The organism is Enterobacter cloacae complex sp. 302F9, from assembly GCF_050030335.1.
Lineage (GTDB): Bacteria > Pseudomonadota > Gammaproteobacteria > Enterobacterales > Enterobacteriaceae > Enterobacter > Enterobacter hormaechei_C.
Genome location: NZ_JBLGUC010000001.1, coordinates 2,048,191 through 2,070,762, shown reverse-complemented (window position 1 = coordinate 2,070,762; position 22,572 = coordinate 2,048,191). Strand labels below are relative to the sequence as shown.

The 22,572-nt window shown below is 53.9% G+C and carries 28 protein-coding genes and 2 pseudogenes; 24 read left to right on the top strand and 6 right to left on the bottom strand.

Annotated features, from left to right (window positions below):
* From ACQG0T_RS10000 to ACQG0T_RS09985, 4 genes are all read right to left on the bottom strand, one after another.
* The gene (locus ACQG0T_RS10000) at window positions 1–690 is read right to left on the bottom strand and encodes a replication protein P (protein ID WP_426723781.1); all 690 of its coding nucleotides are present in this window, start codon (window positions 688–690) and stop codon (window positions 1–3) included.
* Complete coding sequence (locus ACQG0T_RS09995) at window positions 687–1,595, bottom strand: replication protein (protein ID WP_148369429.1); 909 nt, start codon at window positions 1,593–1,595, stop codon at window positions 687–689. The genes ACQG0T_RS10000 and ACQG0T_RS09995 overlap by 4 nt, the downstream gene beginning before the upstream one ends.
* An 85-nt stretch (window positions 1,596–1,680) precedes the next feature.
* On the bottom strand, window positions 1,681–2,226 hold the full coding sequence (locus ACQG0T_RS09990; protein WP_214601555.1) for a toxin YdaT family protein: 546 nt from the start codon (window positions 2,224–2,226) through the stop codon (window positions 1,681–1,683).
* A gap of 30 nt (window positions 2,227–2,256) precedes the next feature.
* Window positions 2,257–2,475 (bottom strand): helix-turn-helix transcriptional regulator, encoded by a 219-nt coding sequence (locus ACQG0T_RS09985; RefSeq protein ID WP_022650973.1) that lies wholly within the window; start codon window positions 2,473–2,475, stop codon window positions 2,257–2,259.
* Window positions 2,476–2,583: 108 nt separating this feature from the next.
* Between ACQG0T_RS09985 and ACQG0T_RS09980 the strand changes: the two genes are divergently transcribed.
* From ACQG0T_RS09980 to ACQG0T_RS09970, 3 genes are all read left to right on the top strand, one after another.
* Window positions 2,584–3,243 carry a LexA family protein gene (locus ACQG0T_RS09980; protein ID WP_058663706.1) on the top strand — a complete coding sequence of 220 codons (660 nt, stop codon included), beginning with the start codon at window positions 2,584–2,586 and terminating at the stop codon, window positions 3,241–3,243.
* A 122-nt stretch (window positions 3,244–3,365) separates the two neighbouring features.
* A complete protein-coding gene (locus tag ACQG0T_RS09975; protein WP_045345364.1) occupies window positions 3,366–3,647 on the top strand; it encodes a hypothetical protein in 282 nt (93 codons plus the stop codon).
* Window positions 3,648–3,653: 6 nt separating this feature from the next.
* A complete protein-coding gene (locus ACQG0T_RS09970; protein ID WP_022650970.1) occupies window positions 3,654–4,205 on the top strand; it encodes a hypothetical protein in 552 nt (183 codons plus the stop codon).
* Window positions 4,206–4,342: 137 nt separating this feature from the next.
* Here the strand turns inward: ACQG0T_RS09970 and ACQG0T_RS09965 are convergent, their stop codons facing one another.
* Window positions 4,343–4,540 carry a hypothetical protein gene (locus ACQG0T_RS09965; protein ID WP_047721652.1) on the bottom strand — a complete coding sequence of 66 codons (198 nt, stop codon included), beginning with the start codon at window positions 4,538–4,540 and terminating at the stop codon, window positions 4,343–4,345.
* A 295-nt stretch (window positions 4,541–4,835) separates the two neighbouring features.
* Here ACQG0T_RS09965 and ACQG0T_RS09960 point away from each other — a divergent pair, with 295 nt between their 5' ends.
* The 10 genes and pseudogenes from ACQG0T_RS09960 to add all read left to right on the top strand — a co-directional run bounded on the left by ACQG0T_RS09960 (window position 4,836) and on the right by add (window position 11,695).
* Window positions 4,836–5,027, top strand: coding sequence for a DUF1382 family protein (locus ACQG0T_RS09960; RefSeq protein WP_426723780.1), 192 nt, complete (start codon window positions 4,836–4,838; stop codon window positions 5,025–5,027).
* A gap of 91 nt (window positions 5,028–5,118) precedes the next feature.
* Window positions 5,119–5,337, top strand: coding sequence for a TraR/DksA family transcriptional regulator (locus tag ACQG0T_RS09955; RefSeq protein WP_252064082.1), 219 nt, complete (start codon window positions 5,119–5,121; stop codon window positions 5,335–5,337).
* Window positions 5,337–5,705, top strand: a complete 369-nt coding sequence (locus ACQG0T_RS09950) for a phage protein NinX family protein (RefSeq protein ID WP_426723779.1) — start codon at window positions 5,337–5,339, stop codon at window positions 5,703–5,705. Before ACQG0T_RS09955 ends, ACQG0T_RS09950 begins: the two co-directional genes overlap by 1 nt.
* Complete coding sequence (locus ACQG0T_RS09945) at window positions 5,683–5,922, top strand: DUF4222 domain-containing protein (protein ID WP_032103556.1); 240 nt, start codon at window positions 5,683–5,685, stop codon at window positions 5,920–5,922. The genes ACQG0T_RS09950 and ACQG0T_RS09945 overlap by 23 nt, the downstream gene beginning before the upstream one ends.
* 57 nt (window positions 5,923–5,979) lie before the next feature.
* Window positions 5,980–6,252 (top strand): annotated as a pseudogene (locus ACQG0T_RS09940) (DUF550 domain-containing protein); the annotation flags it as partial.
* A gap of 113 nt (window positions 6,253–6,365) precedes the next feature.
* Window positions 6,366–6,614, top strand: coding sequence for an excisionase family protein (locus tag ACQG0T_RS09935; protein ID WP_022650951.1), 249 nt, complete (start codon window positions 6,366–6,368; stop codon window positions 6,612–6,614).
* 32 nt (window positions 6,615–6,646) lie between these two features.
* The gene (locus ACQG0T_RS09930; RefSeq protein WP_426723778.1) at window positions 6,647–7,927 is read left to right on the top strand and encodes an Arm DNA-binding domain-containing protein; all 1,281 of its coding nucleotides are present in this window, start codon (window positions 6,647–6,649) and stop codon (window positions 7,925–7,927) included.
* 44 nt (window positions 7,928–7,971) lie between these two features.
* A pseudogene (malX, locus tag ACQG0T_RS09925) lies at window positions 7,972–9,378 on the top strand (maltose/glucose-specific PTS transporter subunit IIBC); the annotation flags it as partial.
* A 49-nt stretch (window positions 9,379–9,427) separates the two neighbouring features.
* Window positions 9,428–10,600 (top strand): MalY/PatB family protein, encoded by a 1,173-nt coding sequence (locus ACQG0T_RS09920; RefSeq protein ID WP_023296393.1) that lies wholly within the window; start codon window positions 9,428–9,430, stop codon window positions 10,598–10,600.
* Window positions 10,601–10,696: 96 nt separating this feature from the next.
* The gene (gene add / locus ACQG0T_RS09915; RefSeq protein WP_015570661.1) at window positions 10,697–11,695 is read left to right on the top strand and encodes an adenosine deaminase; all 999 of its coding nucleotides are present in this window, start codon (window positions 10,697–10,699) and stop codon (window positions 11,693–11,695) included.
* A gap of 56 nt (window positions 11,696–11,751) precedes the next feature.
* Here the strand turns inward: add and ACQG0T_RS09910 are convergent, their stop codons facing one another.
* On the bottom strand, window positions 11,752–12,792 hold the full coding sequence (locus ACQG0T_RS09910) for an oxidoreductase (protein ID WP_017693546.1): 1,041 nt from the start codon (window positions 12,790–12,792) through the stop codon (window positions 11,752–11,754).
* A 239-nt stretch (window positions 12,793–13,031) separates the two neighbouring features.
* Between ACQG0T_RS09910 and blr the strand changes: the two genes are divergently transcribed.
* The 11 genes from blr to dtpA all read left to right on the top strand — a co-directional run bounded on the left by blr (window position 13,032) and on the right by dtpA (window position 22,505).
* Window positions 13,032–13,157 carry a division septum protein Blr gene (gene blr / locus ACQG0T_RS09905; RefSeq protein WP_151884424.1) on the top strand — a complete coding sequence of 42 codons (126 nt, stop codon included), beginning with the start codon at window positions 13,032–13,034 and terminating at the stop codon, window positions 13,155–13,157.
* Between the two features lie 229 nt (window positions 13,158–13,386).
* Window positions 13,387–13,602: a transcription modulator YdgT gene (gene ydgT, locus ACQG0T_RS09900; protein ID WP_000217941.1), complete on the top strand. Its 216-nt coding sequence runs from the start codon at window positions 13,387–13,389 to the stop codon at window positions 13,600–13,602.
* An 85-nt stretch (window positions 13,603–13,687) separates the two neighbouring features.
* Complete coding sequence (locus ACQG0T_RS09895) at window positions 13,688–14,128, top strand: DUF2569 domain-containing protein (protein WP_017693547.1); 441 nt, start codon at window positions 13,688–13,690, stop codon at window positions 14,126–14,128.
* Between the two features lie 76 nt (window positions 14,129–14,204).
* On the top strand, window positions 14,205–14,786 hold the full coding sequence (gene rsxA / locus ACQG0T_RS09890; RefSeq protein WP_000133206.1) for an electron transport complex subunit RsxA: 582 nt from the start codon (window positions 14,205–14,207) through the stop codon (window positions 14,784–14,786).
* Complete coding sequence (gene rsxB / locus ACQG0T_RS09885) at window positions 14,786–15,364, top strand: electron transport complex subunit RsxB (protein WP_015570664.1); 579 nt, start codon at window positions 14,786–14,788, stop codon at window positions 15,362–15,364. The genes rsxA and rsxB overlap by 1 nt, the downstream gene beginning before the upstream one ends.
* The gene (gene rsxC / locus ACQG0T_RS09880; RefSeq protein WP_015570665.1) at window positions 15,357–17,378 is read left to right on the top strand and encodes an electron transport complex subunit RsxC; all 2,022 of its coding nucleotides are present in this window, start codon (window positions 15,357–15,359) and stop codon (window positions 17,376–17,378) included. Before rsxB ends, rsxC begins: the two co-directional genes overlap by 8 nt.
* Window positions 17,379–18,431 (top strand): electron transport complex subunit RsxD, encoded by a 1,053-nt coding sequence (gene rsxD / locus ACQG0T_RS09875; RefSeq protein WP_252051496.1) that lies wholly within the window; start codon window positions 17,379–17,381, stop codon window positions 18,429–18,431. It begins immediately after the preceding gene.
* 10 nt (window positions 18,432–18,441) lie between these two features.
* Window positions 18,442–19,062, top strand: a complete 621-nt coding sequence (gene rsxG / locus ACQG0T_RS09870) for an electron transport complex subunit RsxG (protein ID WP_017384591.1) — start codon at window positions 18,442–18,444, stop codon at window positions 19,060–19,062.
* Window positions 19,063–19,064: 2 nt separating this feature from the next.
* Entirely contained in the window at window positions 19,065–19,751 is a 687-nt protein-coding gene (locus tag ACQG0T_RS09865) for an electron transport complex subunit E (RefSeq protein WP_058685807.1), read from the top strand.
* Window positions 19,748–20,383 (top strand): endonuclease III, encoded by a 636-nt coding sequence (gene nth / locus ACQG0T_RS09860; protein WP_033487095.1) that lies wholly within the window; start codon window positions 19,748–19,750, stop codon window positions 20,381–20,383. The genes ACQG0T_RS09865 and nth overlap by 4 nt, the downstream gene beginning before the upstream one ends.
* A gap of 613 nt (window positions 20,384–20,996) precedes the next feature.
* Window positions 20,997–22,505: a dipeptide/tripeptide permease DtpA gene (gene dtpA, locus ACQG0T_RS09855; RefSeq protein ID WP_017693548.1), complete on the top strand. Its 1,509-nt coding sequence runs from the start codon at window positions 20,997–20,999 to the stop codon at window positions 22,503–22,505.
* Window positions 22,506–22,572: the final 67 nt, after the last annotated feature.

Here is a 22,572-nt window from a genome sequence, read left to right as displayed (position 1 = left end):
TCACACCATCCCGTTCGACTTGTTGCGGTTGTACTTCGCCAGCAGCAGCTGGATCGGCGTCGGACCATGCTCGGCAGCCGGTGCTGCAATTGCCCGGCGTACCGGCGGCACTGGCTTACCCTCGGTGACGCGCTTCTCCCACATGTCCAGCAGATCGCCCGCCTCGCGTGCCAGCTCACCATGCGTTAACTGGCGCTCTGTGCTGCGGTGGCGCAGTTCAACGCAGATGTGGTACATGACCGGTTGCGACCAGGGGAATTGCTCGCTGGAGGTGAATTCGAAAGAACGGTTTCGCCAGTCCCAGTACTCGGCGATCACCTGGTCAACGGTGATGCCCAGCACCCCGCCACTCTGTTTGCACCAGGCGACGAACTGGCCCGGCGACGGCAGGAATGGGCGCTCCTGGCGGCGGGCAATGCGCATACCGGCATCAACCTGAGCCATGGTGTGGATCCCGTTCTCCTGAAACGCCAGCAGCCACTGACGGCGGAATTCGTTCAGGTCGTCCTGACTGCGGAAGTTCGCCATGCTGGCCGGGAACGCGGCGCGCAGCTCGTTGAACAGCTTGTTGAATACCTGAGCCACCTGCTCGACCGGCGCGCGCTCCTGGTACTGCTCTGGCAGGTTATGGGCTATGCGGCTCATCTGCTCGCGATCGTGGTTACGCATCTGCTCTGCAAGAGATTTCATCGGATCACCCCATAGGCCCAGTCAGTGTTGTTGAAGTCCAGATCCTGCTTAGCGGCGCGCTGCTCGCCACCCGCATTGCGCTGCATTGTCAGTTTGTCCCACTGCTTACGCAGGCTTTCCGGGCTCAGGATGTTGGTCTGCCAGAAGTGGTGTTTGCTTGCCCAGTCGTACAGCGCGCAGATGTCCTGGTGCGACCGGTTGTCTATCTGGCGCATCAGGCGAACGGTGTTAGACCAGGAGGTCATGTCCGGGGCTTTGCAGGTTGGGTTAATCAGCCTCACCCTGGAGGAAATCCACTTAGCGATCTCGAGGTCTTCAGCCGATCCCCACTTCGCACCGGATGGCGTGTAGACCGCAGCTTCAGGATGAGCTGATAAAAATTTCTTCAGACGTGCGTCAGAGGATTCGTCAGAATTCTCGGACGAAGATCTTTTAATACTGTTCTTGTTCTTGTATTGGGTGTCTACCGTTTTCGGGAAGGTTATTCCTGATTTCGGGAAGGATTTTCCCGTTTTCGGGAATTTTCTTCCCGTTTCCGGTTTGTCTAAAATCCAGGCTGAAAGGTCAGTGTTTACACCGACGATTTTCATCATGCCCTGCTTCTGTGAAAAGATGATTTTGCGTTCTGCGAGAGACTTAAGCGCGTCAGATACATGCGTATCGCTCAGGCCCGTAAGCTCAGCAATAACCGTATTTGTCACGCGGTCCTGTTTCTTGTTCCAGCCGTAGGTAAGCCAGATCACCGCCTCAAAACATTGCCATTCCCGGCCTGACAGTCTCAGGCGAGGCTTAAGCTGTTGGATCTCGTTAGCGACCTTGGTATACCCGTTCGACAGGTCGGCCATACGACCTCCCGGTTGTTCGGTTTTATTTGGGAAATTGATTATTTCAGCGGTGTTTGACATACTTACTCCCGTTACTTGGCGTAACACAGTGTTTGGAAGGCCTTTGAAGTTACCGCTTCAAGGGCTTTTTCTTTTCTGGTGCCTCTCACATAACCCCCAGCATCGACGTGACCATCGCCATCAGCGGGCCTACCTGCTCCGGCATGAGGCGGAACAGCGACGCTATACCCTCGCTTACCTCTTTCAGCTTCTGATGCTCTGGAGCATCCAGCAGCACGGCCTGCTTAGCTTCGGCACACTCTTTCATCGCAGAGGCGATCAGCGACATCGTGTCATTCTGGGGTGCCAGGCGGTTGCGGTACTCCAGCGGCAGGACGGACATGATTGCCGGGGCCAGCTGGCGAATGTTGTTGGCGGCGTATTCGGTGTCGCCGTCGATCCAGCGGAATACCTTCTGCATCTGGCGGTGCGAGTCAGCGGGGATATCCAGACCGGTGCCGCCGGTAGCCCGCCACTCTTCCACAATGAGCGCTGCGACGAACTCACGGCTGCGGCAGTCAGCTGCCCAGGCGCGTACGGCTGCGCGGATCCCATCGATGTTTAACGCCGTGGAATCAGGTTCCCGGCGATTCTGGTAAATCATCGCCGTTGGCGAAAATTTGTTACCTTGTTGATACGCAAGTGAATGCATTGCTTTCCCTTTCGTGGTTAGGGCCGCCAATTAGGCGGCGTTGTTGCTGATTGGTGGAAAAACGTCATCAACGCTTACTGAAGCGCCATGCTTATTCAGAGCTGCAACAATCGCCCGGCACTGCTCAAGGCTTAAGCTGCGTTTATTTTTTTCGTAATGGCAAACCGCACCTGTCGACAGGTTCAGCTCTTCGGCAATCTGTCGCTGAGTCAAACCGATGTTTCTGCGGATTTTTCGGATATTGTTCATGTCGGGTCTCCTTTAAACAACTTAAATATACGTTTTGTATTCTTTGTTCGCAAGTAAAATATACGAATTGTGGCTCGCGCAAATATATACAACTTGTATCATTCGGGTATGACTATGAAATGGTACGACTTAGCTAAGACCCTGATGAAAAGTCAGGGCATCAATCAGGAACAGCTGGCGGAGCACCTCGGTATTACTAAAGGTGCGGTAAGTCATTGGCTGAACGCTCGGCGTGAGCCAAGCCTTTCCGAGATCGCAAAAATATTGCAGTTCCTTGGCAAAAAGAACTTCTCCGTAGGAGCTGGCGGTATGATCATTGACGACACGCTTAAGGGTGATGTGGAGTACGCTGGCCCCTACAATCCTGGTAACAAGTATCCAGTAATCAGCAGTGTCCAGGCTGGTTCATGGTGCGAAGCGGTTGAGCCATACACCCTAAAAGATATAGATCTGTGGCTTGAGTCGAATGCTCACATTCAGGGTGACGCGTTCTGGTTGCTCGTTGAGGGCGAGTCAATGACAGCCCCTACTGGCTTGAGCATACCTGAAGGAACCTATGTACTTTTCGACACAGGTAGAGATGCGGTAAATGGCAGTCTGGTAATAGCAAAGCTATCCGATTCGAACGAGGCAACATTTAAGAAGCTGGTGATCGATGGTGGGCAGAAGTACCTGAAGGGCCTTAACCCGCAATGGCCACTCGTGCCGATTAATGGTAACTGCCGGATTATTGGGGTTGCAGTAGAGACGAAGATGCGGCTGGTCTGATCGGCAAGGTGTTCTGGTCGACGCATAGCTGGTAAGCCAACTTTTCCCTGTGCATTTTATGCAAATTAATCTAATGAATTTGAAAAGATTTTTACCTATTTTGTTGGTTCAGGAGAACATAAGTGAGCGATAAACAAGAAGTTGCCTTAACACATATCAATGATGTACTGGAGTCCAAAAATTATATTGAAACTAATGCTGATGGGGTTGTAACCATCGGAACGGATAACAATGGCTACGAAGTTTTTAACTTCGTTTTTCTCAATAGCACCCCAGTCATCGGCCATATGAATGGCGAAATCGCAGTGGCAGGAATGCAACGCACTAAGGTTGCGTCCGTGACTTTAAGTAAACAGAAGGCCTTCGATTTCTATCAGTCCTTGAAAAGCATGTTCGAGGAATAAAAGCTGATGAATGCAGCTCAATCATCTTTGGATGAGGGAAAGCTAGTAATTGCTTACTCTGATAAGAATGGATCTACAGTAGGGCTGGAATTTTCTTCTGTAGCATCAAGCCAAGCAACGCTCTTGATGAAAGCTTGTTCTGTTGCTGCTTCAGATAAAGAAAAACGGATTGTCACATCGGTTGTGATGGATGATACTGAGATCATTCAAACAACAAGTGATGATGGAGGCGACGACATGGATAAGCGATTAGCAGTTCTTGAAGCTGAAGTTGCGCACATCAAGAGCAGCATGGCAGGAATTAAAGAGGATACCCGGAAAATATCTTCTGATTCTACTGACGCCAAAAGAGACACCGCTGTACTTTTACAGAAGAGCCTGGATTTTGATGCTTCACTATCTAAGAAACCATCGGTTGACTACTTTGAAGCTAAATTTTCCGCTTTGGAAACCAAGATAGCAGATGTAAAAGTATGGATGCTCGGGGTTCTCTTGGCCTCGCTTGCTATGCCAACTATATTTTTCCTATTAAACTTGTACCTTAAGAAAGGTCAGTAATTTAGCAAATCCGGCCACCGCGCCGGGTTTTTTATTGCCCCCCCATAAAGCTATCCGCCATTCTGCCGATAACTATTCAGCCTGAAGCTGATAACAATAACTATCGCAACACTACCTGCCCGCCCGTGCGGGCTTTTTTATTGCCCTTTCCGCACTATCTCATCCGCATCCCTGTTCACGCCCTTCCCTATCACGTTTCCTGTTTCCTTCCGGTACTGCTTCAGCTTGTCGATGATGTTTTGCTGGGTCATGGGTAAATCAGCCAGTGACAATTCCATCACCGCCCGCCCCATCGCCTGAATTTTCATGCTTATACGCTCTTCATCCAGAACCATGCACATCCCTCCTGCTGTTTTTTTAAGCGTAGCACTGGTATTTAAAAAAATAAATCACCTTAGAATACAATTTGTTATCACAAAACCACCCACCAATTATACATTTCGTATTGCATGATAAGAATACGTTTTGTATATTCAATCCATCGAAACGAAACATCGACAGCTGAGCGAAGTTAGCCAGCGGCGACCCATGGTACGCAAAATGGCCGTCTGTGCCGAACCATCATTATCAGTACCTCGAACGCATCATTGATGCAGTGCGCGGTGGGCTCGCAGAACTGGAGCGTGCCGCATGAACAGAGCCTCTCCAGTTGATTTGAGGAAAAGCCTCGAAATAGCCAACCATCTGGCGCACATCGGAATTCGCTTTGTGCCGATCCCGGTGGCGACCGAGGAAGAATTCCAGACGCTGGCCGCCGAGCTATCTCAACGGCTTGAGCAGATGGCAGTCGAAGCCGAGAAGAATGATGGAGGTGCAGCATGAAGGCACTAATCACCAGGTCGCTAAAGCGGCCTTTTTTGTTGCTGGCGTTCACCTTCAACCGAATTAACCGACTGTTCCGGGAGCATTGACCATGGCCGATATCATCGATACCGCAGCAGAGATTGAAGAGCTTCAGCGTAACGCTGCCCTTTCCGCTCACCGCATCGACCGTAACGCCGTATCAGCTGAGCGTTGTGAAGAATGCGACGAACTTATTCCCGAGCCTCGGCGCGCTGCCGTTCCCGGCTGCCAGACGTGCGCCAGTTGCCAGGGTGTTATCGAATTGAGGAATAAGCAGAGGGGGATGTGATGGATTACAGCAAGTTGAGCGACTTTGAAATTAACAAACGAGTTTCCATTTGCATTCATCCAGATATAAAAAATTGGAATTGTTATGACGTTTCTGGAAGGGCGTGTTTCGTAATAAACGAGGGCACACCAAAGCGCGTGCAATATGGTTTTTCATTTACAAGCGACCCGGCAGATGCATGGCCGATTATCACCGCAAATAAAATCAGCATTTACGCAATGAGCGAAGCGGACAAAAGAGGCGGTTGGGGGGCCGAGGCTTTTCATCCCAACGATGCATATAGCTTTAACGATAACCCACTTCGTGCCGCAATGATTGTCTTCCTCATGATGCAGGAGTCAGCCAATGTTCAGGATAATACAGCCTAATACCTGGTATGCCGATCCCCACGGCGCGCCCTGCAAAATCCTCCGCGCTACCCACGAAGTCATCCACTACATCCGCAACGGCCGCACCTGCATTGCCAGCATGGGCCGCTTTCAACACGAATTTGAACCGCTGACTAAAGCACAGGCTGAGCGGATCGCAGAAGAAATCGAAACAGCAGAACACCTGAAGAAGCTGCGCGCCCAGCGTGCGGCATGAGGAGAGAGCGTGAAACCTTACGAATCGAAGAAATCACAGTTCACCAGAAACCTGATCCGGCGGCGCCACGCTGAATGGTCAGAAAAGACCTTCGGTAATGTCGGCCCTATCGGACCGCTGAAACACCTTTCGAAAGAAGCGCTGGAAGCTGCCGCCGATCCTGGCGACCTCAGCGAATGGGCTGATTTGCAGTTCCTGCTATGGGACGCACAGCGGCGCGCCGGTATCACCGATGAGCAAATCACCGCGGCGCTGGAAGAAAAGCTGAAGGTGAATATGGCGCGCCAGTGGCCGGAACCGAAAGACGGGGAGCCGCGCCTCCACATCAAAGCATGACGCAACTGATAGCCAGTTATGAGCTGGCTATTGGGTGCGATGCACCGCCTCACATCCCTTGATGTTATTGCCGCCTACGGGCGGCTTCTTTTTGCCTGGAGAAAACCATGAGCGACATTATTCAGTTGGTACCGAATAAATGGGTCACAGAGGAACTTTTAACTGCGACAACCGGCATGTCAAAGCACATGATTCAGCATGCCCGCCGGTCTACCTGGATGGAGGGAAAGCATTATCGCCATGTTGCCCCTGATATGGCACCTAAGCAAAACAGCCCAATCATGTATAACCGCGATGAGATAAACCACTGGATCGAGCACCAAAGCCCAGCGAAACGCCGGAGAATATCTGCTTAAATGTCCTTTGGCACATCAAACGAGGAATGATTATGGCAGCATACCCAACAGGCGTAGAGGTTCATGGCGAATCGTTACGCATATGGTTCATATATCAGGGGAAGCGTGTCAGGGAAAATCTCGGCGTTCCTGACACGCCAAAAAACAGGAAAATGGCAGGCGAACTTCGGGCTTCAGTCTGCTTTGCGATAAAGACAGGCACATTCAATTATGCCTCGCAATTCCCTGATTCATCGAACGCAGAGAAATTCAGCACTGTCAGAAAGCAAATCTCACTACTTGAACTGAAATCGAAATGGCTTGGGCTTAAAGAGATGGAGCTTAGCCTCGGGACGTTGAGGCGTTACGATTGCCACCTCACAACCACTATCGAAACAATTGGTGAGCACAGGTATATCGGCAGCCTGAACACTGAAGATATCCTTAGTGCCAGGAAGGAGCTACTGAACGGCTGGCAGAAGACCAGACATGGCCTAAATCATCCACCCAAAAAGGGAAGAAGCGTTCCTACAGTCAATAGCTATATGGCATGCCTTGGCGGGATGCTGAGCTTTGCTTTCAAAAGTGGCTACCTGAAAACCGATCTGATGGCAGGTATTACCCCTCTCGCAAAAGAAAGACCCATTCCAGATCCTCTTACTTCTGATGAGTATCAGAGAGTGGTTGCGGCCTGCCCAACGCTACAGTTTCAGAATATGGTTATCTTTGCGGTAAATACAGGTGTCAGGCATGGCGAACTAAGCGCGTTATCCTGGGAGGATGTGGATACTGTCAACTGGACTGTTAAAGTGTCACGGAACTATTCCCTGAAGGGAAACTTCACCCTGCCAAAAACCAACGCCGGGATTCGAACAATACAGCTGACCCAGCCAGCAATTGATGCACTCAAGGCGCAAATGCCACTGACCAGAATGATGGCATCCCACAAGGTAAGCGTCAGCCTACGGGAATACAAAAAAAAGAGAACCGATGAATGCACCTTTATATTCTCGCCGTCCATTACTTCAGTGAACGGTAAGAAGACGATGTGCTACGTCCCCGGATCCATTAATTCAGCCTGGCGCACTGCCCTGCGTCGTGCAGGCGTCCGACAAAGACGGTCTTATGAAACCAGGAACACATATGCGTGCTGGGCACTGGTCGCCGGAGCGAACCCAAATTTCGTTGCGCACCAGATGGGCCATTCGTCAGCGCAAATGCTATTCACGGTTTACGGTAAATGGATGACCGAGAATAACCATGACCAGGTGGGCATTTTGAACGCATCATTTACTCAAAATGCCCCACTGATGCCCCATAGAAAAACCGCATAACCTTAACTATCTGATTTAACATATTAATATCACTTCAATCATGATTCATCTGGATGAGCAAGGTCGGCTCTTTTGCCTTTAGCTTCCTGCCGGTAATGTTCTGTATCGCCATTCCTCTGGGTCTGGCGCGCGAAAATAAAGGCGTGGCGGCGTTTGCGGGCTTCGTTGGCTATGCGGTCATGAACCTTGCGGTTAACTTCTGGCTGACTGCCAAAGGGATCCTGCCCACGACCGACGCGGCGGTACTGAAAGCCAATAACATTCAGAGCGTGATTGGTATTCAGTCCATCGATACCGGGATCCTTGGAGCCGTGATCGCGGGGGTGATTATCTGGATGCTGCACGAGCGCTTCCACAACATCCGCCTGCCCGATGCGCTGGCCTTCTTCGGCGGGACCCGCTTTGTGCCAATCATTACGCTGGTTGTGATGGGTCTGTTTGGTCTGATCATCCCTCTGATTTGGCCGATTTTTGCCATGGGGATCACCGGTATCGGCCGCATTATCAACGGCGCGGGTGATTTCGGCCCGATGATTTTCGGTACGGGTGAACGTCTGCTGCTGCCATTTGGTTTACAGCATATACTGGTTGCCCTGATCCGCTTTACCGAAGCCGGCGGTACCATGGACGTTTGCGGTCATTCCGTTAGCGGTGCGCTGACCATCTTCCAGGCCCAGCTGAGCTGCCCGACCACTCACGGCTTCTCTGAAAGTGCGACGCGTTTCCTCTCTCAGGGTAAAATGCCTGCCTTCCTCGGCGGCCTGCCGGGCGCAGCGCTGGCGATATACCACTGTGCCCGTCCGGAAAATCGTCATAAAATTAAAGGTCTGCTGATCTCCGGCGTTATTGCCTGCGTGGTGGGCGGTACGACAGAACCTATCGAGTTCCTGTTCCTGTTCGTAGCGCCGGTACTGTACCTCATCCACGCCGTACTGACGGGCCTGGGCTTTACCGTGATGGCTGTGCTCGGTGTGACCATCGGTAACACCGACGGTAACGTGATTGACTTCGTGGTCTTCGGTATCCTGCACGGCCTGTCCACCAAGTGGTATCTGGTGCCGGTTGTGGCCGCCATCTGGTTCGCGGTTTACTACGGGATCTTCCGCTTCGCCATCACCCACTTTAACCTGAAAACGCCTGGCCGCGATACCGATACGGCCACCAGCGTTGAACAGGCGGTAGCCGGTACCGTTGGGAAATCCGGATATAACACGCCGGCTATTCTGGCGGCGCTGGGCGGTGCGGATAACATTACCTCTCTGGATAACTGCATCACCCGCCTGCGTTTGTCGGTGGCGGACATGTCCAAAGTGGATACCAACGCACTTAAAGCTAACCGGGCTATTGGGGTGGTACAGTTAAATCAACACAATTTGCAGGTCGTCATTGGCCCGCAGGTACAGTCAGTGAAGGATGAGCTGGCAACCCTGATGCGAACCGTCGAAGCCTGATGCCTCGCCCCCCTCGTCATGAGGGGGTTTTACTTTACGGAGCACCGTCATGTTTGATTTTTCTACCGTCGTGGATCGACACGGCACCTGGTGTACCCAGTGGGATTATGTCGCTGACCGTTTTGGCGCTGCCGACCTGCTGCCCTTCACCATCTCTGATATGGATTTCGCCACCGCCCCCTGCATTACCGATGCGCTGCACCAGCGAATAAACCACGGGGTGTTTGGCTACAGTCGCTGGAAAAATGACGAATTTCTGGCCGCCGTGGCGCACTGGTTCCGGCAACGCTTTAACAGTCAGATTGATACCGAAACCGTGGTGTATGGGCCGTCGGTCATTTATATGGTCTCGGAGCTGATCCGCCTCTGGTCCTCGCCTGGCGACGGCGTGGTGGTCCATACCCCGGCTTACGATGCCTTTTATAAAGCCATCGAAGGCAACCAGCGTACCGTTGTTTCCGTGCCGATGCAGAAAACAGCGCATGGCTGGGAGGGCAATATGGCCGGGCTGGAAGCGGCGCTGTCAAAACCGGAAAACAAGGTGCTGCTGCTGTGTAGCCCGCAAAACCCGACCGGCAAAGTCTGGACGCGGGAAGAGCTGACCACAATGGCGGCCCTGTGTGAACGTTATGACGTAGCGGTGATCAGCGACGAAATTCATATGGACATGGTATGGGGCACGCATCGTCATACCCCGTGGAATGAGGTTGCGCGCGGTAAATGGGCGCTGCTGACCTCGGGTTCCAAAAGCTTCAACATTCCGGCGCTGACGGGTGCCTGGGGGCTTATCGCCGATGACGCCAGCCGTAGCGCCTATCTGAATGCATTAAAAGGTCGGGACGGACTCTCTTCCCCTTCCGTGCTGGCGCTGACCGCGCACATTGCTGCCTACCGACAGGGAGAACCCTGGCTGGACGCGCTGCGGACCTATCTCGAAGAAAACCTGCGCTACATTGCTGACGAACTGAATACTGCATTTCCGACACTCAACTGGCAACCGCCCGAGGCCACCTATCTGGCATGGATCGATCTCAGCCCGCTTGGCATTGATGACAATACGCTGCAAAACGTGCTGATTGATCAGCAAAAAGTGGCCATCATGCCGGGATATACCTATGGGGATGAAGGTAAAGGCTATGTGCGTCTGAACGCCGGCTGTCCGCGTAGTAAGCTTGAACAGGGCGTTCAACGCCTTATCGCCGGCATCAACACTCTGCTGTAAATCATTTGCGCAACGGAATATTCCCTTGCGCAAATAGCTTTTTACCCCGTTTTGTTTTTATAATATGGCGCACTTTAACCAGCAAAGAGTGCGACCATGATTGATACACGCCTGCCTTTAACTGATATTCACCGCCACCTCGACGGAAACATTCGTGCCCAAACCATTCTCGATCTTGGTCGCCAGTTCAATTTAACCCTCCCTGCCGAAACGCTTGAAACCCTGATCCCGCATGTTCAGGTCACGTCGAACGAACCGGATCTGGTGAGTTTTCTGAGCAAGCTCGACTGGGGCGTGAAGATGCTGGCCTCGGTCGATGCCTGTCGCCGTGTCGCCTTTGAAAACATCGAAGATGCCGCGCGTAACGGCCTGCACTATGTCGAACTGCGTTTCTCCCCGGGCTATATGGCGATGACCCACAACCTCCCCGTAGCGGGCGTGGTTGAAGCGGTCATTGAAGGCGTGCGTGAAGGCTGCAAAACCTTTGACGTTCAGGCGCGTTTGATCGGCATTATGAGCCGTACCTTCGGTGAAGCGGCCTGTCTTCAGGAGCTGGAAGCATTACTGGCGCATCGCGACCAGATCACCGCCATCGACCTGGCCGGTGACGAGCTGGGCTTCCCGGGCAGTCTGTTCCTGTCTCATTTCAACCGCGCACGTGATGCAGGATGGCATATTACCGTTCATGCGGGGGAAGCCGCGGGGCCGGAAAGCATCTGGCAGGCCATTCGTGAGCTGGGTGCGGAACGTATAGGTCATGGCGTGAAAGCCATTGAAGATCGCGCGCTGATGGATTTCCTCGCCGAACAACGTATTGGAATCGAATCCTGCCTGACCTCCAATATTCAGACCAGTACAGTGGCGTCGCTGGCGCAACACCCGCTGAAAACCTTCCTCGAACACGGGGTGCTGGCTTCGCTGAACACGGACGATCCGGCGGTTCAGGGCGTGGATATTATTCACGAATACAACATCGCCGCACCACAGGCCGGGCTGAGCCGCGAGCAGATCCGTCAGGCGCAAATCAACGGGCTGGAGATCGCCTTCCTGACGCCTGAAGAGAAACAGGCGCTGCGCGATAAAGTTGCTCAGTAGTCCTCTTTACTGCCGGGTGGCGCTGCGCTTACCCGGCCTACGAAAGCGTTTGGCACTTATGCCAGACAGAGCGTTGCGCGATGTTTGGCAGATTCGATCCCGAGCTCGATGAGCTCCATAATCTGGATTGCCTGGCTTGCGGGAACCGGATTTTCACCTGAACCGTTCAGCGCGTCACGAATGGCGGCGTAATACGCCGGATAGTTCCCCGGCAGGGTCAATACCGTCTCTTCAACCAGTACCTCCCCCTCCGCACGCGTCACCACCCCGTCGCGCATGTCGTAGCCCCAGTCCTCCTGCGGTAAGCGTTCGCCATTTTTGAGGCGCTCTTCCTGCGGATCCAGGCCGAACTTCACATAGCTGCCGCGCGCCCCGTGAATGATATAGCGCGCCGATTCCGCCGCCGCTAGCATTGTCCCGTGCAGCACAATGCGCCGCTGCGGATAACTCAAAATGGCATGGAAGTAGTCGGTGGTCTGCGCCCCCGGCCTGAGCTGCGCTAAATCGACCGTCATGCTCACGGGCAGACCAAACAGATGAACGGCCTGATCGAGAAGATGCGGCGCTAAGTCATACCAGATGCCGCTACCCGGTCCCGCCTGCTCGCGCCAGCGATCTCGCACCTGCGGACGATAACGATCGAAATGCGACTCAAAAAAGGCAATTTCGCCGAGCGTACCTTCGTTTATCAGCGCCTTAACCGTCAGGAAATCGCTGTCCCAGCGCCGATTGTGAAAGACCGATAATAACCGACCCAGACTTCGCGCCAGCGCATCCAGCTCGCGCGCCTGTGACAACGTCACGGTGAAGGGCTTATCGACAACAACATGTTTCCCTGCCTCCAGCGCCGCTTTCGCCAAGGGGAAATGAGTGTCGTTAGGAGTAGGAATGACAATAAGGTCAATATTAGGATCGTTAAACAGATGCTTAGGCTCCGTTACCACCGGCACGGCTGGCCAGTCGGCGCGGACCTTAGTCTCATCGCTGCTTGTGATAGCCGCCAGTTCCATTCCCGGCGTGCCGGCAACCAGCGGTGCATGAAAGGTTTTGCTTGCGTACCCGTAGCCAATAAGACCGACGCGGATGTTTTCACTCATCGTTTGCCCCCTCGCTGTGCGCTTATTTATCACTGGCCTTGTGCTTAACGCACAGATTAATAATGTGCCCTGTGAGTTAAAATAGCATCTCGCGACAGCGTTTTTTGTTACCTCGCATTAAAGTGTGTATAGGGGGCTGGGGAATCGTTCCCAAAGCGCTTGCTCTGGCGAAAAGGGCGCTGTAACATTTGTAATCTGTATTTATGGATAAATTACAAACACAAATTATGTCGTCAATAATTAATCGAATCATTGAATTAGCGGGATGGATTGTCCTTGGAGTTTCAGTCGTGTTGCTCGGCATTGCCAGCCATATCGATAACTACCAGCCGCCGGAGCCTGTTACTGTCGCACAACAAAAGTAAGCCGTGTCGTCATAAAGCGTGACACATTACGTCATGGTACGTATTGCCAGCCGTAATGAACGGGGTTACCCTTCTCTTCCAGGCATCTGCTGATGCCTGAATCTTCGCAAAGAAAACTCCTAATTTCGTCGCGTTACCCGAGTGGACAGTTTACGTCTTTATTAATCCGTTTATTATTCGAACGCATTACCTTTATGGGTATTACCCTTTTATATGGAAACTTATTAATATGACAGTTCAGGACTATTTATTAAAATTTCGCAAGATCAATTCCCTTGAAAGCCTGGAAAAACTGTTTGACCATCTGAACTACACGCTGTCGGATAATCAGGACATCATCAATATGTACCGCGCTGCTGACCATCGTCGCGCCGAACTGGTCTCTGGCGGTCGTCTGTTCAATGTGGGGGAAGTGCCTAAATCCGTATGGCGTTACGTTGTATAAGAAAGTAGCCTTCGGCGTGAAATGTTATATACTCTCCGCCCTGCAAATTTCTGTATAACATTTCGCGCAGACTATGGGAGAGCGTATGACCGCATTGCCTGGAGAGAGAATTGGGGGCTGGTTAATCGCCCCGCTGGCATGGCTGCTGGTGGCATTATTAAGCGCTTCGCTGGCGCTGTTGCTATACACCACCGCACTGGTTACGCCTCATGCTATCCAGACACTGATGTCCCAGAGTGCGCTCAATATTGCAACGTGGTTTGTGTCGTTCGTTTTCGCGATCGCGATGTGGTACTACACGCTGTGGCTGACTATCGCCTTCTTCAAACGCCGCAAAAACGTGCCAAAACATTACATTATCTGGCTGCTGGTCTCCGTGCTGCTGGCTGTCAAAGCATTCGCTTTCTCGCCAGTGTCTGACGCGCTGGCGGTTCGCCAGTTACTGTTTCCGCTACTGGCGACGGCGCTTCTGGTCCCTTATTTCAAGCGTTCGACGCGCGTTAAGAAGACCTTTGTCAACCCGTAATAACCTTACAGTTAACCTGTTGTGGCCTGTTGTCGTTTATCCGATAATAGGCGGCTATTTTATTTCAGGCTAAATAATGACCGATTACTTACTGCTCTTTGTCGGAACTGTGCTGGTTAATAACTTCGTACTGGTGAAGTTCCTTGGCCTGTGCCCGTTTATGGGCGTCTCCAAAAAGCTGGAGACGGCAATGGGCATGGGGCTGGCGACCACCTTCGTGATGACGATGGCCTCCATTTGCGCATGGCTGATTGATACCTGGATCCTGATCCCGCTCGACATGCTCTACCTGCGCACCTTGTCCTTTATTCTGGTCATTGCGGTTGTGGTGCAATTTACCGAGATGGTGGTGCGGAAAACCAGCCCTGCCCTGTATCGCCTGCTGGGCATTTTCCTGCCTCTCATCACCACCAACTGCGCGGTGCTGGGCGTGGCGCTGCTCAATATCAACCTTGGGCATAATTTCCTGCAATCGGCGCTGTACGGTTTTTCCGCGGCGGTCGGTTTCTCTTTTGTTATGGTCCTGTTCGCCTCGATTCGCGAGCGTCTGGCCGCGGCGGATATTCCCGCGCCGTTTCGCGGTAACGCCATCGCTCTGGTGACCGCAGGTTTAATGTCTCTGGCCTTTATGGGCTTTAGTGGTCTGGTGAAGTTGTAATGAGTGCTATCTGGATTGCCATCGCGTCCATCAGCGTACTGGGACTCGTCTTTGGCATCATTCTGGGTTATGCCTCCCGCCGGTTTGCGGTGGAGGACGATCCGGTGGTTGAAAAAATTGATGAACTTTTACCCCAGAGCCAGTGCGGGCAGTGCGGCTACCCTGGCTGCCGCCCTTACGCTGAGGCGGTGGGCGTGCAGGGCGAAAAGATCAACCGCTGCGCACCGGGTGGCGAAGCGGTCATGCTTAAAATAGCTGCCCTGCTGAACGTCGATCCCCAGCCTGTCGACGGCGATGAACAGGCCCAGGAGCCCGTTCGTGCCCTTGCTGTCATCGACGAAGCCAACTGCATTGGCTGCACCAAATGTATTCAGGCGTGTCCTGTTGACGCCATTGTGGGCGCAACGCGCGCGATGCACACCGTTGTGGCGGATCTGTGCACCGGCTGTAATCTCTGCGTGGCGCCCTGCCCGACGCAGTGTATAGAACTACGCCCGGTTGAAACGACTACTGAAAGCTGGAAGTGGGACCTTCAGACCATTCCGGTTCGCAATATTCCTGTGGAACAACATGCTTAAGTTATTTTCTGCCTTCAGAAAAGAGAAGATCTGGGATTTCGACGGCGGCATTCATCCGCCTGAGATGAAATCGCAGTCTAACGGCACGCCGCTGCGCCAGATCCCGCTGGCGACCCGTTACGTTATGCCCCTTAAACAGCATATCGGCGCGGAAGGTGAACTGTGCGTGAAAGAAGGCGATAGCGTTCTTCGCGGCCAGCCGCTGACCTTTGGTCGCGGACGGATGTTGCCGATACATGCCCCGACTTCCGGTAAGGTGGTGGCTGTTGCCCCCCATACCGTTGCCCATCCGTCGGCGTTGTCTGAGCTGAGCGTGATCATTGAAGCCGATGGTGAAGACCGCTGGATCGATCGTGACGGCTGGAGCGACTACCGTTCCCACAGCCGTGAAGCGCTGATTGAACGCATTCATCAGTTCGGCGTGGCGGGTCTGGGAGGCGCAGGCTTCCCGACCGGCGCTAAGCTTCACGGCGGCGGCGATAAAATCGAAACGCTGATCATCAACGCCGCCGAGTGCGAACCGTACATCACCGCCGATGACCGTCTGATGCAGGACTGTGCCGCGCAGGTGGTGGAAGGGATTCGCATTCTTGCGCATATTCTGCAACCCCGCGAAGTGCTGATCGGTATTGAGGACAATAAACCGCAGGCCATTTCGATGCTGCGTGCGGTACTGGCGGACAGCCACGATATCGCCCTGCGAGTGATCCCGACCAAATACCCGTCCGGCGGGGCAAAACAGCTGACGCAGATCCTGACCGGCAAACAGGTCCCCCACGGGGGCCGTTCGTCCGACATCGGCGTGCTGATGCAAAACGTGGGAACCGCCTACGCGGTGAAACGTGCGGTGATTGACGGCGAGCCATTGACCGAGCGCGTCGTCACGCTGACCGGTGAGTCCGTCTCCCGTCCCGGCAACGTCTGGGCGCGTCTGGGTACGCCGGTGCGTCATCTGCTGGAACAGGCTGGCTTCTGCCCGGGTAGCGATCAACTGGTCATTATGGGTGGCCCGCTGATGGGCTTTACCCTGCCGTGGCTGGATGTGCCGGTGGTGAAGATTACCAACTGCCTGCTCGCCCCTTCCCCAACGGAGATGGGCGAAACGCAGGAAGAGAAAGGCTGCATACGCTGTAGCGCCTGTGCGGACGCATGCCCGGCAGATTTACTGCCGCAGCAGTTGTACTGGTACAGCAAAGGCCAGCTGCACGATAAAGCCCAGGCGCATAACCTGGCTGACTGTATTGAATGCGGTGCCTGCGCCTGGGTCTGCCCAAGCAATATTCCGCTGGTGCAATACTTCCGTCAGGAGAAAGCTGAAATCTACGCCATCTCCATGGAAGAAAAACGTGCCGCTGAAGCGAAGGCCCGCTTTGAAGCGCGTCAGGCGCGACTGGAGCGCGAGAAACAAGCCCGTCAGGAACGCCATAAGCAGGCTGCCGTCCAGCCTGCGGCGAAAGATCAGGATGCCATTAACGCAGCCCTGGCCCGCGTGCGCGAGAAGAAAGCCACCGCCGCCCAGACGGTTGTGATCGCTCCGGGAGAAAGACCGGACAACAGCGAAGCGATTGCGGCCCGCGAAGCGCGTAAAGCCGAAGCTCGCGCGCGTCAGGCGGAGAAAGCGCAACACGCCAAACCGGAAGCCGACATCGACCCGCGTAAAGCGGCGGTGGAAGCGGCTATCGCCAGGGCAAAAGCCCGTAAGGCCGGTCAGCAGACAGTGGTGGTTGAACAGGAAGCGACGGATCCGCGCAAGGCGGCCGTTGAAGCCGCTATCGCCCGTGCCAAAGCACGAAAAGCGGCACAGGTTCAGCCTGCCGAAGAGAGTGAAGCGCCTGTCGACCCGCGTAAAGCCGCCGTTGAAGCGGCCATCGCCCGTGCCAAAGCACGAAAAGCGGCACAGCAGGACGAACGGCCTGCGGCCGCCAACGACGATCCACGCAAAGCCGCAGTCGCCGCCGCGATTGCGCGCGTTCAGGCAAAGAAAGCCGCGCAGCAAGCCGTTAACGAGGATTAAATGGTTTTCAGAATTGCAAGTTCCCCTTATACCCATAACCAGCGCCAGACATCGCGTATTATGATGCTGGTGTGCCTGGCCGCGCTGCCAGGTATTGCCGTACAGTGTGGGTTTTTCGGCTGGGGTACGCTTTTCCAGTTAGTTCTGGGTTGCGCCAGTGCCGTCGCAGCGGAAGCAGCGATCCTGAAGCTGCGCAAAATGGAAGTGACTCGCATCCTGAGCGATAACTCCGCCCTGTTGACCGGCCTGTTGCTGGCCATCAGCATTCCCCCGTTCGCTCCGTGGTGGATGGTGGTATTGGGAACGGTGTTTGCGGTGATCATCGCCAAGCAGCTGTACGGCGGGCTGGGCCATAACCCGTTTAACCCGGCGATGATTGGCTACGTGGTACTGCTGATCTCCTTCCCGGTACAGATGACCAGCTGGCTGCCGCCGCATGAGATCGCCGCCACCGTCCCCGGCTTTATGGATGCCCTGCACGTTATCTTTACCGGCCACACCGCGCTGGGCGCAGATATGAACGCGCTTCGCATGGGCGTGGACGGCATCAGCCAGGCCACCCCGCTCGATACCTTCAAAACCTCCCTGCGTGCCGGACACAGCGTGGAGCAGGTGATGAAATCGTCTATTTACAGCGGCGTACTGGCGGGTGCTGGCTGGCAGTGGGTCAATCTGGCCTATTTGTTGGGCGGCGCGTTCCTGCTGCAACAGAAGGCAATCCGCTGGCATATTCCGGTGAGTTTCCTGGTGACGCTGGCCGTCTGCTCGACGCTCGGCTGGGTCATCTCACCTGAGTCACTGGCCAGCCCGCAGCTCCATCTGCTCTCCGGCGCGACCATGCTCGGGGCATTCTTTATTCTGACCGATCCGGTCACCGCCTCTACCACCAACCGAGGACGTCTGATTTTCGGCGCGCTGGCGGGTTTGCTGGTCTGGCTTATTCGCAGCTTTGGCGGTTATCCGGACGGCGTGGCATTTGCCGTGCTGCTGGCTAACATCACCGTTCCGCTCATCGACTACTATACGCGGCCACGCGTGTACGGTCATCGCTAAGGGTCACGCCATGCTAAAAACAATGCAAAAACACGGCGTTACGCTGGCGATCTTCGCTGCCGCCCTCACCGGGCTGACCGCGCTGGTGAATGAACTGACGAAAACTACCATTGCAGAGCAGGCAATGAAGCAGCAAAAGACGCTGTTCGATCAGGTGATCCCATCCGACCTCTACGATAATGACCTGCAAAAAAGCTGCTTTGTCGTACAGGCTCCGCAGCTCGGTAAAGGACCCCATCGCGTTTATATTGCCCGCAAGGGCGATAATCCCGTGGGTGCCGTCATGGAAGCCACCGCGCCGGACGGTTACTCCGGTGCGATTCAGCTGCTGGTTGGCAGCGATTTTTCCGGCACCGTGCTGGGCACGCGCGTGACGGAACATCACGAAACGCCGGGTCTTGGCGACAAAATTGAAACACGCTTAAGCGACTGGATCTTACACTTCGCCGGTAAGATGATTCATGGCGAAGACGATCCTGCTTTCGCGGTGAAAAAAGATGGCGGCGAGTTTGACCAGTTCACGGGTGCCACGATTACCCCGCGCGCGGTGGTCAACGCCGTCAAGCGCGCCGGGCTGTATGCCGAAACGCTGCCCGCGCAGATCAATCATCTTTCCACCTGTGAGGAGTGACCATGAGCCAGGTTAAAGAGGTTATCGTCCAGGGTCTCTGGAAGAACAACTCCGCGCTGGTACAGCTGCTGGGGCTGTGTCCGCTGCTGGCGGTGACGTCTACCGCCACCAACGCGCTCGGGCTGGGGCTGGCGACCACGCTGGTGCTCACCCTGACTAACTTTTCCATTTCTGTTTTGCGCCGCTGGACGCCGTCGGAAATCCGTATTCCGATCTATGTCATGATTATTGCGTCGGTGGTCAGCGTGGTGCAAATGCTGATTAACGCCTACGCATTTGGCCTGTACCAGTCGCTCGGGATTTTCATTCCGCTTATCGTGACTAACTGTATTGTCGTAGGCCGCGCTGAAGCCTTCGCGGTGAAAAACAATCCGGCCATATCCGCGCTGGATGGGTTTTCCATCGGCATGGGCGCGACTGCCGCCATGTTCGTCCTCGGCTCTCTGCGTGAAATTTTGGGCAACGGTACGCTCTTCGACGGTGCGGACGCGCTGCTTGGCGGCTGGGCGAAGTCGCTGCGTATTGAGGTGTTCCATACGGACACCCCGTTCCTGCTGGCCATGCTGCCGCCTGGCGCCTTCATTGGCCTTGGGATGATGCTGGCGATAAAATACCTGATTGATGAAAAACGTAAACGCCGCGCCGCTGAGCGCAGCGTACAGGAAGGGATCCCCGAGAAAGCAGTATGAATAAAGAGAAACGCATTGCGATCCTGACGCGCCTGCGCGATGAGAATCCTCATCCTACGACAGAGCTGAACTTTAACTCGCCGTTTGAACTGTTGATCGCAGTGCTGCTCTCTGCACAGGCGACGGACGTGAGCGTCAACAAAGCCACGGCCCTGCTCTACCCTGTCGCCAATACGCCGCAGGCCATGCTGGAGCTGGGCGTTGAAGGTGTGAAATCCTATATCAAGACCATTGGCCTGTTTAACAGCAAGGCCGAAAACGTCATTAAGACCTGCCGGATCCTGCTGGAGCAGCACGGCGGTGACGTCCCGGAAGACCGCGCTGCGCTGGAAGCGTTGCCGGGCGTCGGGCGTAAAACGGCAAATGTGGTGCTGAACACGGCGTTTGGCTGGCCGACCATCGCCGTGGATACCCATATCTTTCGCGTCTCTAACCGTACCCGGTTCGCGCCGGGTAAAAACGTGGAAGAGGTGGAAGAGAAGCTTTTAAAAGTGGTCCCGGCGGAATTTAAGGTGGACTGCCACCACTGGCTGATCCTGCACGGACGGTATACCTGTATTGCTCGTAAGCCACGCTGCGGTTCCTGCATTATCGAAGATCTCTGCGAATACAAAGAAAAAGTCTATCCCTGAGCGTAAACCACCTTACTTCTTACCTGTTCAAGCCCTTAATATTAACAAGGGCTCTGATATCTTCCCGATTGACCATAAATTGCCCTCTCTTTCTCCTTAACGCATTGTCGATTCTTCGGTCATTTAACACTCAAACAGGTTAATAGTTTTTTCATCACCAAAAATTTCTATACATCTGTGATCGCGATCACTCTGATAACCTGATGTTGGATTTTTGTTGTTAAAACCCGCCCAACCCCTTTGTCAGACAAGATTTCATCGATCCCATACCGCACATAAGACCAGTCATTTTTCAGAATATGGGCTATATCACTGCCAATCACCCAAAATAGCAGAACATATCGCCATACAGCCGTTGGATAGGGTCGATTACAGTGAAAAAAACCATCAATTTTGAACGGATGAGATTTAACGCTGTATAACATTTGCATGAACCGATGATTATACCGCCAGAGTTATATGTAACAGATTATTACAAACGTATTGCCAGATGGGGCTGGATAGTGAACATTACCCGCCGTTTCCCCTCCCAATATAACTATAAAGCGGATGGACTACGGTCATCACGCTATGAACACCCCCGTTAATATGGGATGTAAAAAAAGAGGTATATGTGTCTACTGCAAACAATAAACCAACAGATGAGAGCGTAAGTCTTAACGCTTTCAAACAGCCTAAAGCGTTCTATCTCATTTTCTCTATCGAATTATGGGAGCGTTTTGGCTACTACGGCCTGCAAGGGATCATGGCGGTTTACCTGGTTAAACAACTGGGTATGTCTGAAGCCGATTCCATCACGCTGTTCTCTTCCTTCAGCGCCCTGGTGTATGGCCTGGTCGCTATCGGCGGCTGGTTAGGCGATAAAGTCCTCGGTACTAAACGAGTCATTATGCTGGGCGCCGTTGTTCTGGCGATTGGCTATGGGCTGGTTGCCTGGTCCGGGCACGATGCAGGTGTGGTTTACATGGGCATGGCTACCATCGCGGTAGGTAACGGCCTCTTCAAGGCGAACCCGTCTTCCCTGCTCTCTACCTGCTACAGCAAAGATGACCCACGTCTGGACGGTGCATTTACCATGTACTACATGTCCATCAACATCGGTTCCTTCTTCTCTATGCTGGCAACCCCATGGCTGGCCGCAAAATTCGGCTGGAGCGTAGCGTTTGCGCTGAGCTTCGTGGGTATGCTGATCACCGTTGTGAACTTCCTGTTCTGCCGTAGCTGGGTTAAAGACTACGGTTCAAAACCAGACTTCGAACCCGTGCACATGGGCAAACTGCTGGCAACCATCGTCGGCATCGTGATCCTGGCCGCTGTCGCCACCTGGCTGCTGCACAACCAGGGCGTTGCACGTGCCGTACTGGGCGTGGTTGCGCTGGGTATCGTGTTTATCTTCGCGAAAGAAGCCTTTGCGATGCAGGGTGCGGCACGTCGTAAGATGATTGTGGCGTTCATCCTGATGCTGGAAGCGATCATCTTCTTCGTTCTGTACAGCCAGATGCCAACGTCTCTGAACTTCTTCGCTATCCGCAACGTTGAGCACTCCATCCTTGGTATCGCGTTCGAGCCGGAGCAGTATCAGGCCCTGAACCCGTTCTGGATCATGATTGGTAGCCCGATTCTGGCCGCTATCTATAACAAGATGGGCGACCGTCTGCCTATGCCGCACAAGTTCGCTATCGGTATGGTGCTGTGCTCTGGCGCGTTCCTGGTGCTGCCGCTGGGGACGAAATTCGCGACCGACGCGGGTATCGTGTCTGTTAACTGGCTGATCCTGAGCTATGCGCTGCAATCCATCGGTGAACTGATGATCTCCGGTCTGGGCCTGGCGATGGTTGCGCAGCTGGTCCCTCAGCGTCTGATGGGCTTCATCATGGGTAGCTGGTTCCTGACCACCGCTGGCGCGGCTATCATCGCAGGTAAGATTGCGAACCTGATGGCGGTACCAGACAACGTTACCGACCCGCTGGTTTCCCTGAATGTCTACGGCACCGTGTTCATGCAAATTGGTATCGCGACCGCCGTGATTGCCGTGCTGATGCTGCTGACCGCACCTAAACTGAATCGTATGACCCAGGACGACGACAAATCCGCTAAAGCGATCAAAACCGCGAACGCGTAATGTCATCGGGAAACGACTGAACAGAAGCCGCTAATTGATTAGCGGCTTTTTTTTTATCCGAACGCGC

Coding starts and splice junctions, on each gene's coding strand:
- ACQG0T_RS09945 (WP_032103556.1), top strand. CDS start 5,683: ATGTTCAGGATAATACAGCCTAATACCTGGTATGCCGATCCCCACGGC.
- rsxC (WP_015570665.1), top strand. CDS start 15,357: ATGCTTAAGTTATTTTCTGCCTTCAGAAAAGAGAAGATCTGGGATTTC.
- rsxA (WP_000133206.1), top strand. CDS start 14,205: ATGACCGATTACTTACTGCTCTTTGTCGGAACTGTGCTGGTTAATAAC.
- rsxB (WP_015570664.1), top strand. CDS start 14,786: ATGAGTGCTATCTGGATTGCCATCGCGTCCATCAGCGTACTGGGACTC.
- ACQG0T_RS09995 (WP_148369429.1), bottom strand. CDS start 1,595: ATGTCAAACACCGCTGAAATAATCAATTTCCCAAATAAAACCGAACAA.
- ACQG0T_RS09970 (WP_022650970.1), top strand. CDS start 3,654: ATGAATGCAGCTCAATCATCTTTGGATGAGGGAAAGCTAGTAATTGCT.
- ACQG0T_RS10000 (WP_426723781.1), bottom strand. CDS start 690: ATGAAATCTCTTGCAGAGCAGATGCGTAACCACGATCGCGAGCAGATG.
- ACQG0T_RS09935 (WP_022650951.1), top strand. CDS start 6,366: ATGAGCGACATTATTCAGTTGGTACCGAATAAATGGGTCACAGAGGAA.
- ACQG0T_RS09930 (WP_426723778.1), top strand. CDS start 6,647: ATGGCAGCATACCCAACAGGCGTAGAGGTTCATGGCGAATCGTTACGC.
- ydgT (WP_000217941.1), top strand. CDS start 13,387: ATGACAGTTCAGGACTATTTATTAAAATTTCGCAAGATCAATTCCCTT.
- ACQG0T_RS09910 (WP_017693546.1), bottom strand. CDS start 12,792: ATGAGTGAAAACATCCGCGTCGGTCTTATTGGCTACGGGTACGCAAGC.
- ACQG0T_RS09980 (WP_058663706.1), top strand. CDS start 2,584: ATGACTATGAAATGGTACGACTTAGCTAAGACCCTGATGAAAAGTCAG.
- ACQG0T_RS09960 (WP_426723780.1), top strand. CDS start 4,836: ATGAACAGAGCCTCTCCAGTTGATTTGAGGAAAAGCCTCGAAATAGCC.
- rsxG (WP_017384591.1), top strand. CDS start 18,442: ATGCTAAAAACAATGCAAAAACACGGCGTTACGCTGGCGATCTTCGCT.
- ACQG0T_RS09920 (WP_023296393.1), top strand. CDS start 9,428: ATGTTTGATTTTTCTACCGTCGTGGATCGACACGGCACCTGGTGTACC.
- rsxD (WP_252051496.1), top strand. CDS start 17,379: ATGGTTTTCAGAATTGCAAGTTCCCCTTATACCCATAACCAGCGCCAG.
- ACQG0T_RS09955 (WP_252064082.1), top strand. CDS start 5,119: ATGGCCGATATCATCGATACCGCAGCAGAGATTGAAGAGCTTCAGCGT.
- add (WP_015570661.1), top strand. CDS start 10,697: ATGATTGATACACGCCTGCCTTTAACTGATATTCACCGCCACCTCGAC.
- ACQG0T_RS09950 (WP_426723779.1), top strand. CDS start 5,337: ATGGATTACAGCAAGTTGAGCGACTTTGAAATTAACAAACGAGTTTCC.
- ACQG0T_RS09895 (WP_017693547.1), top strand. CDS start 13,688: ATGACCGCATTGCCTGGAGAGAGAATTGGGGGCTGGTTAATCGCCCCG.
- nth (WP_033487095.1), top strand. CDS start 19,748: ATGAATAAAGAGAAACGCATTGCGATCCTGACGCGCCTGCGCGATGAG.
- ACQG0T_RS09990 (WP_214601555.1), bottom strand. CDS start 2,226: ATGCATTCACTTGCGTATCAACAAGGTAACAAATTTTCGCCAACGGCG.
- ACQG0T_RS09965 (WP_047721652.1), bottom strand. CDS start 4,540: ATGGTTCTGGATGAAGAGCGTATAAGCATGAAAATTCAGGCGATGGGG.
- ACQG0T_RS09865 (WP_058685807.1), top strand. CDS start 19,065: ATGAGCCAGGTTAAAGAGGTTATCGTCCAGGGTCTCTGGAAGAACAAC.
- ACQG0T_RS09985 (WP_022650973.1), bottom strand. CDS start 2,475: ATGAACAATATCCGAAAAATCCGCAGAAACATCGGTTTGACTCAGCGA.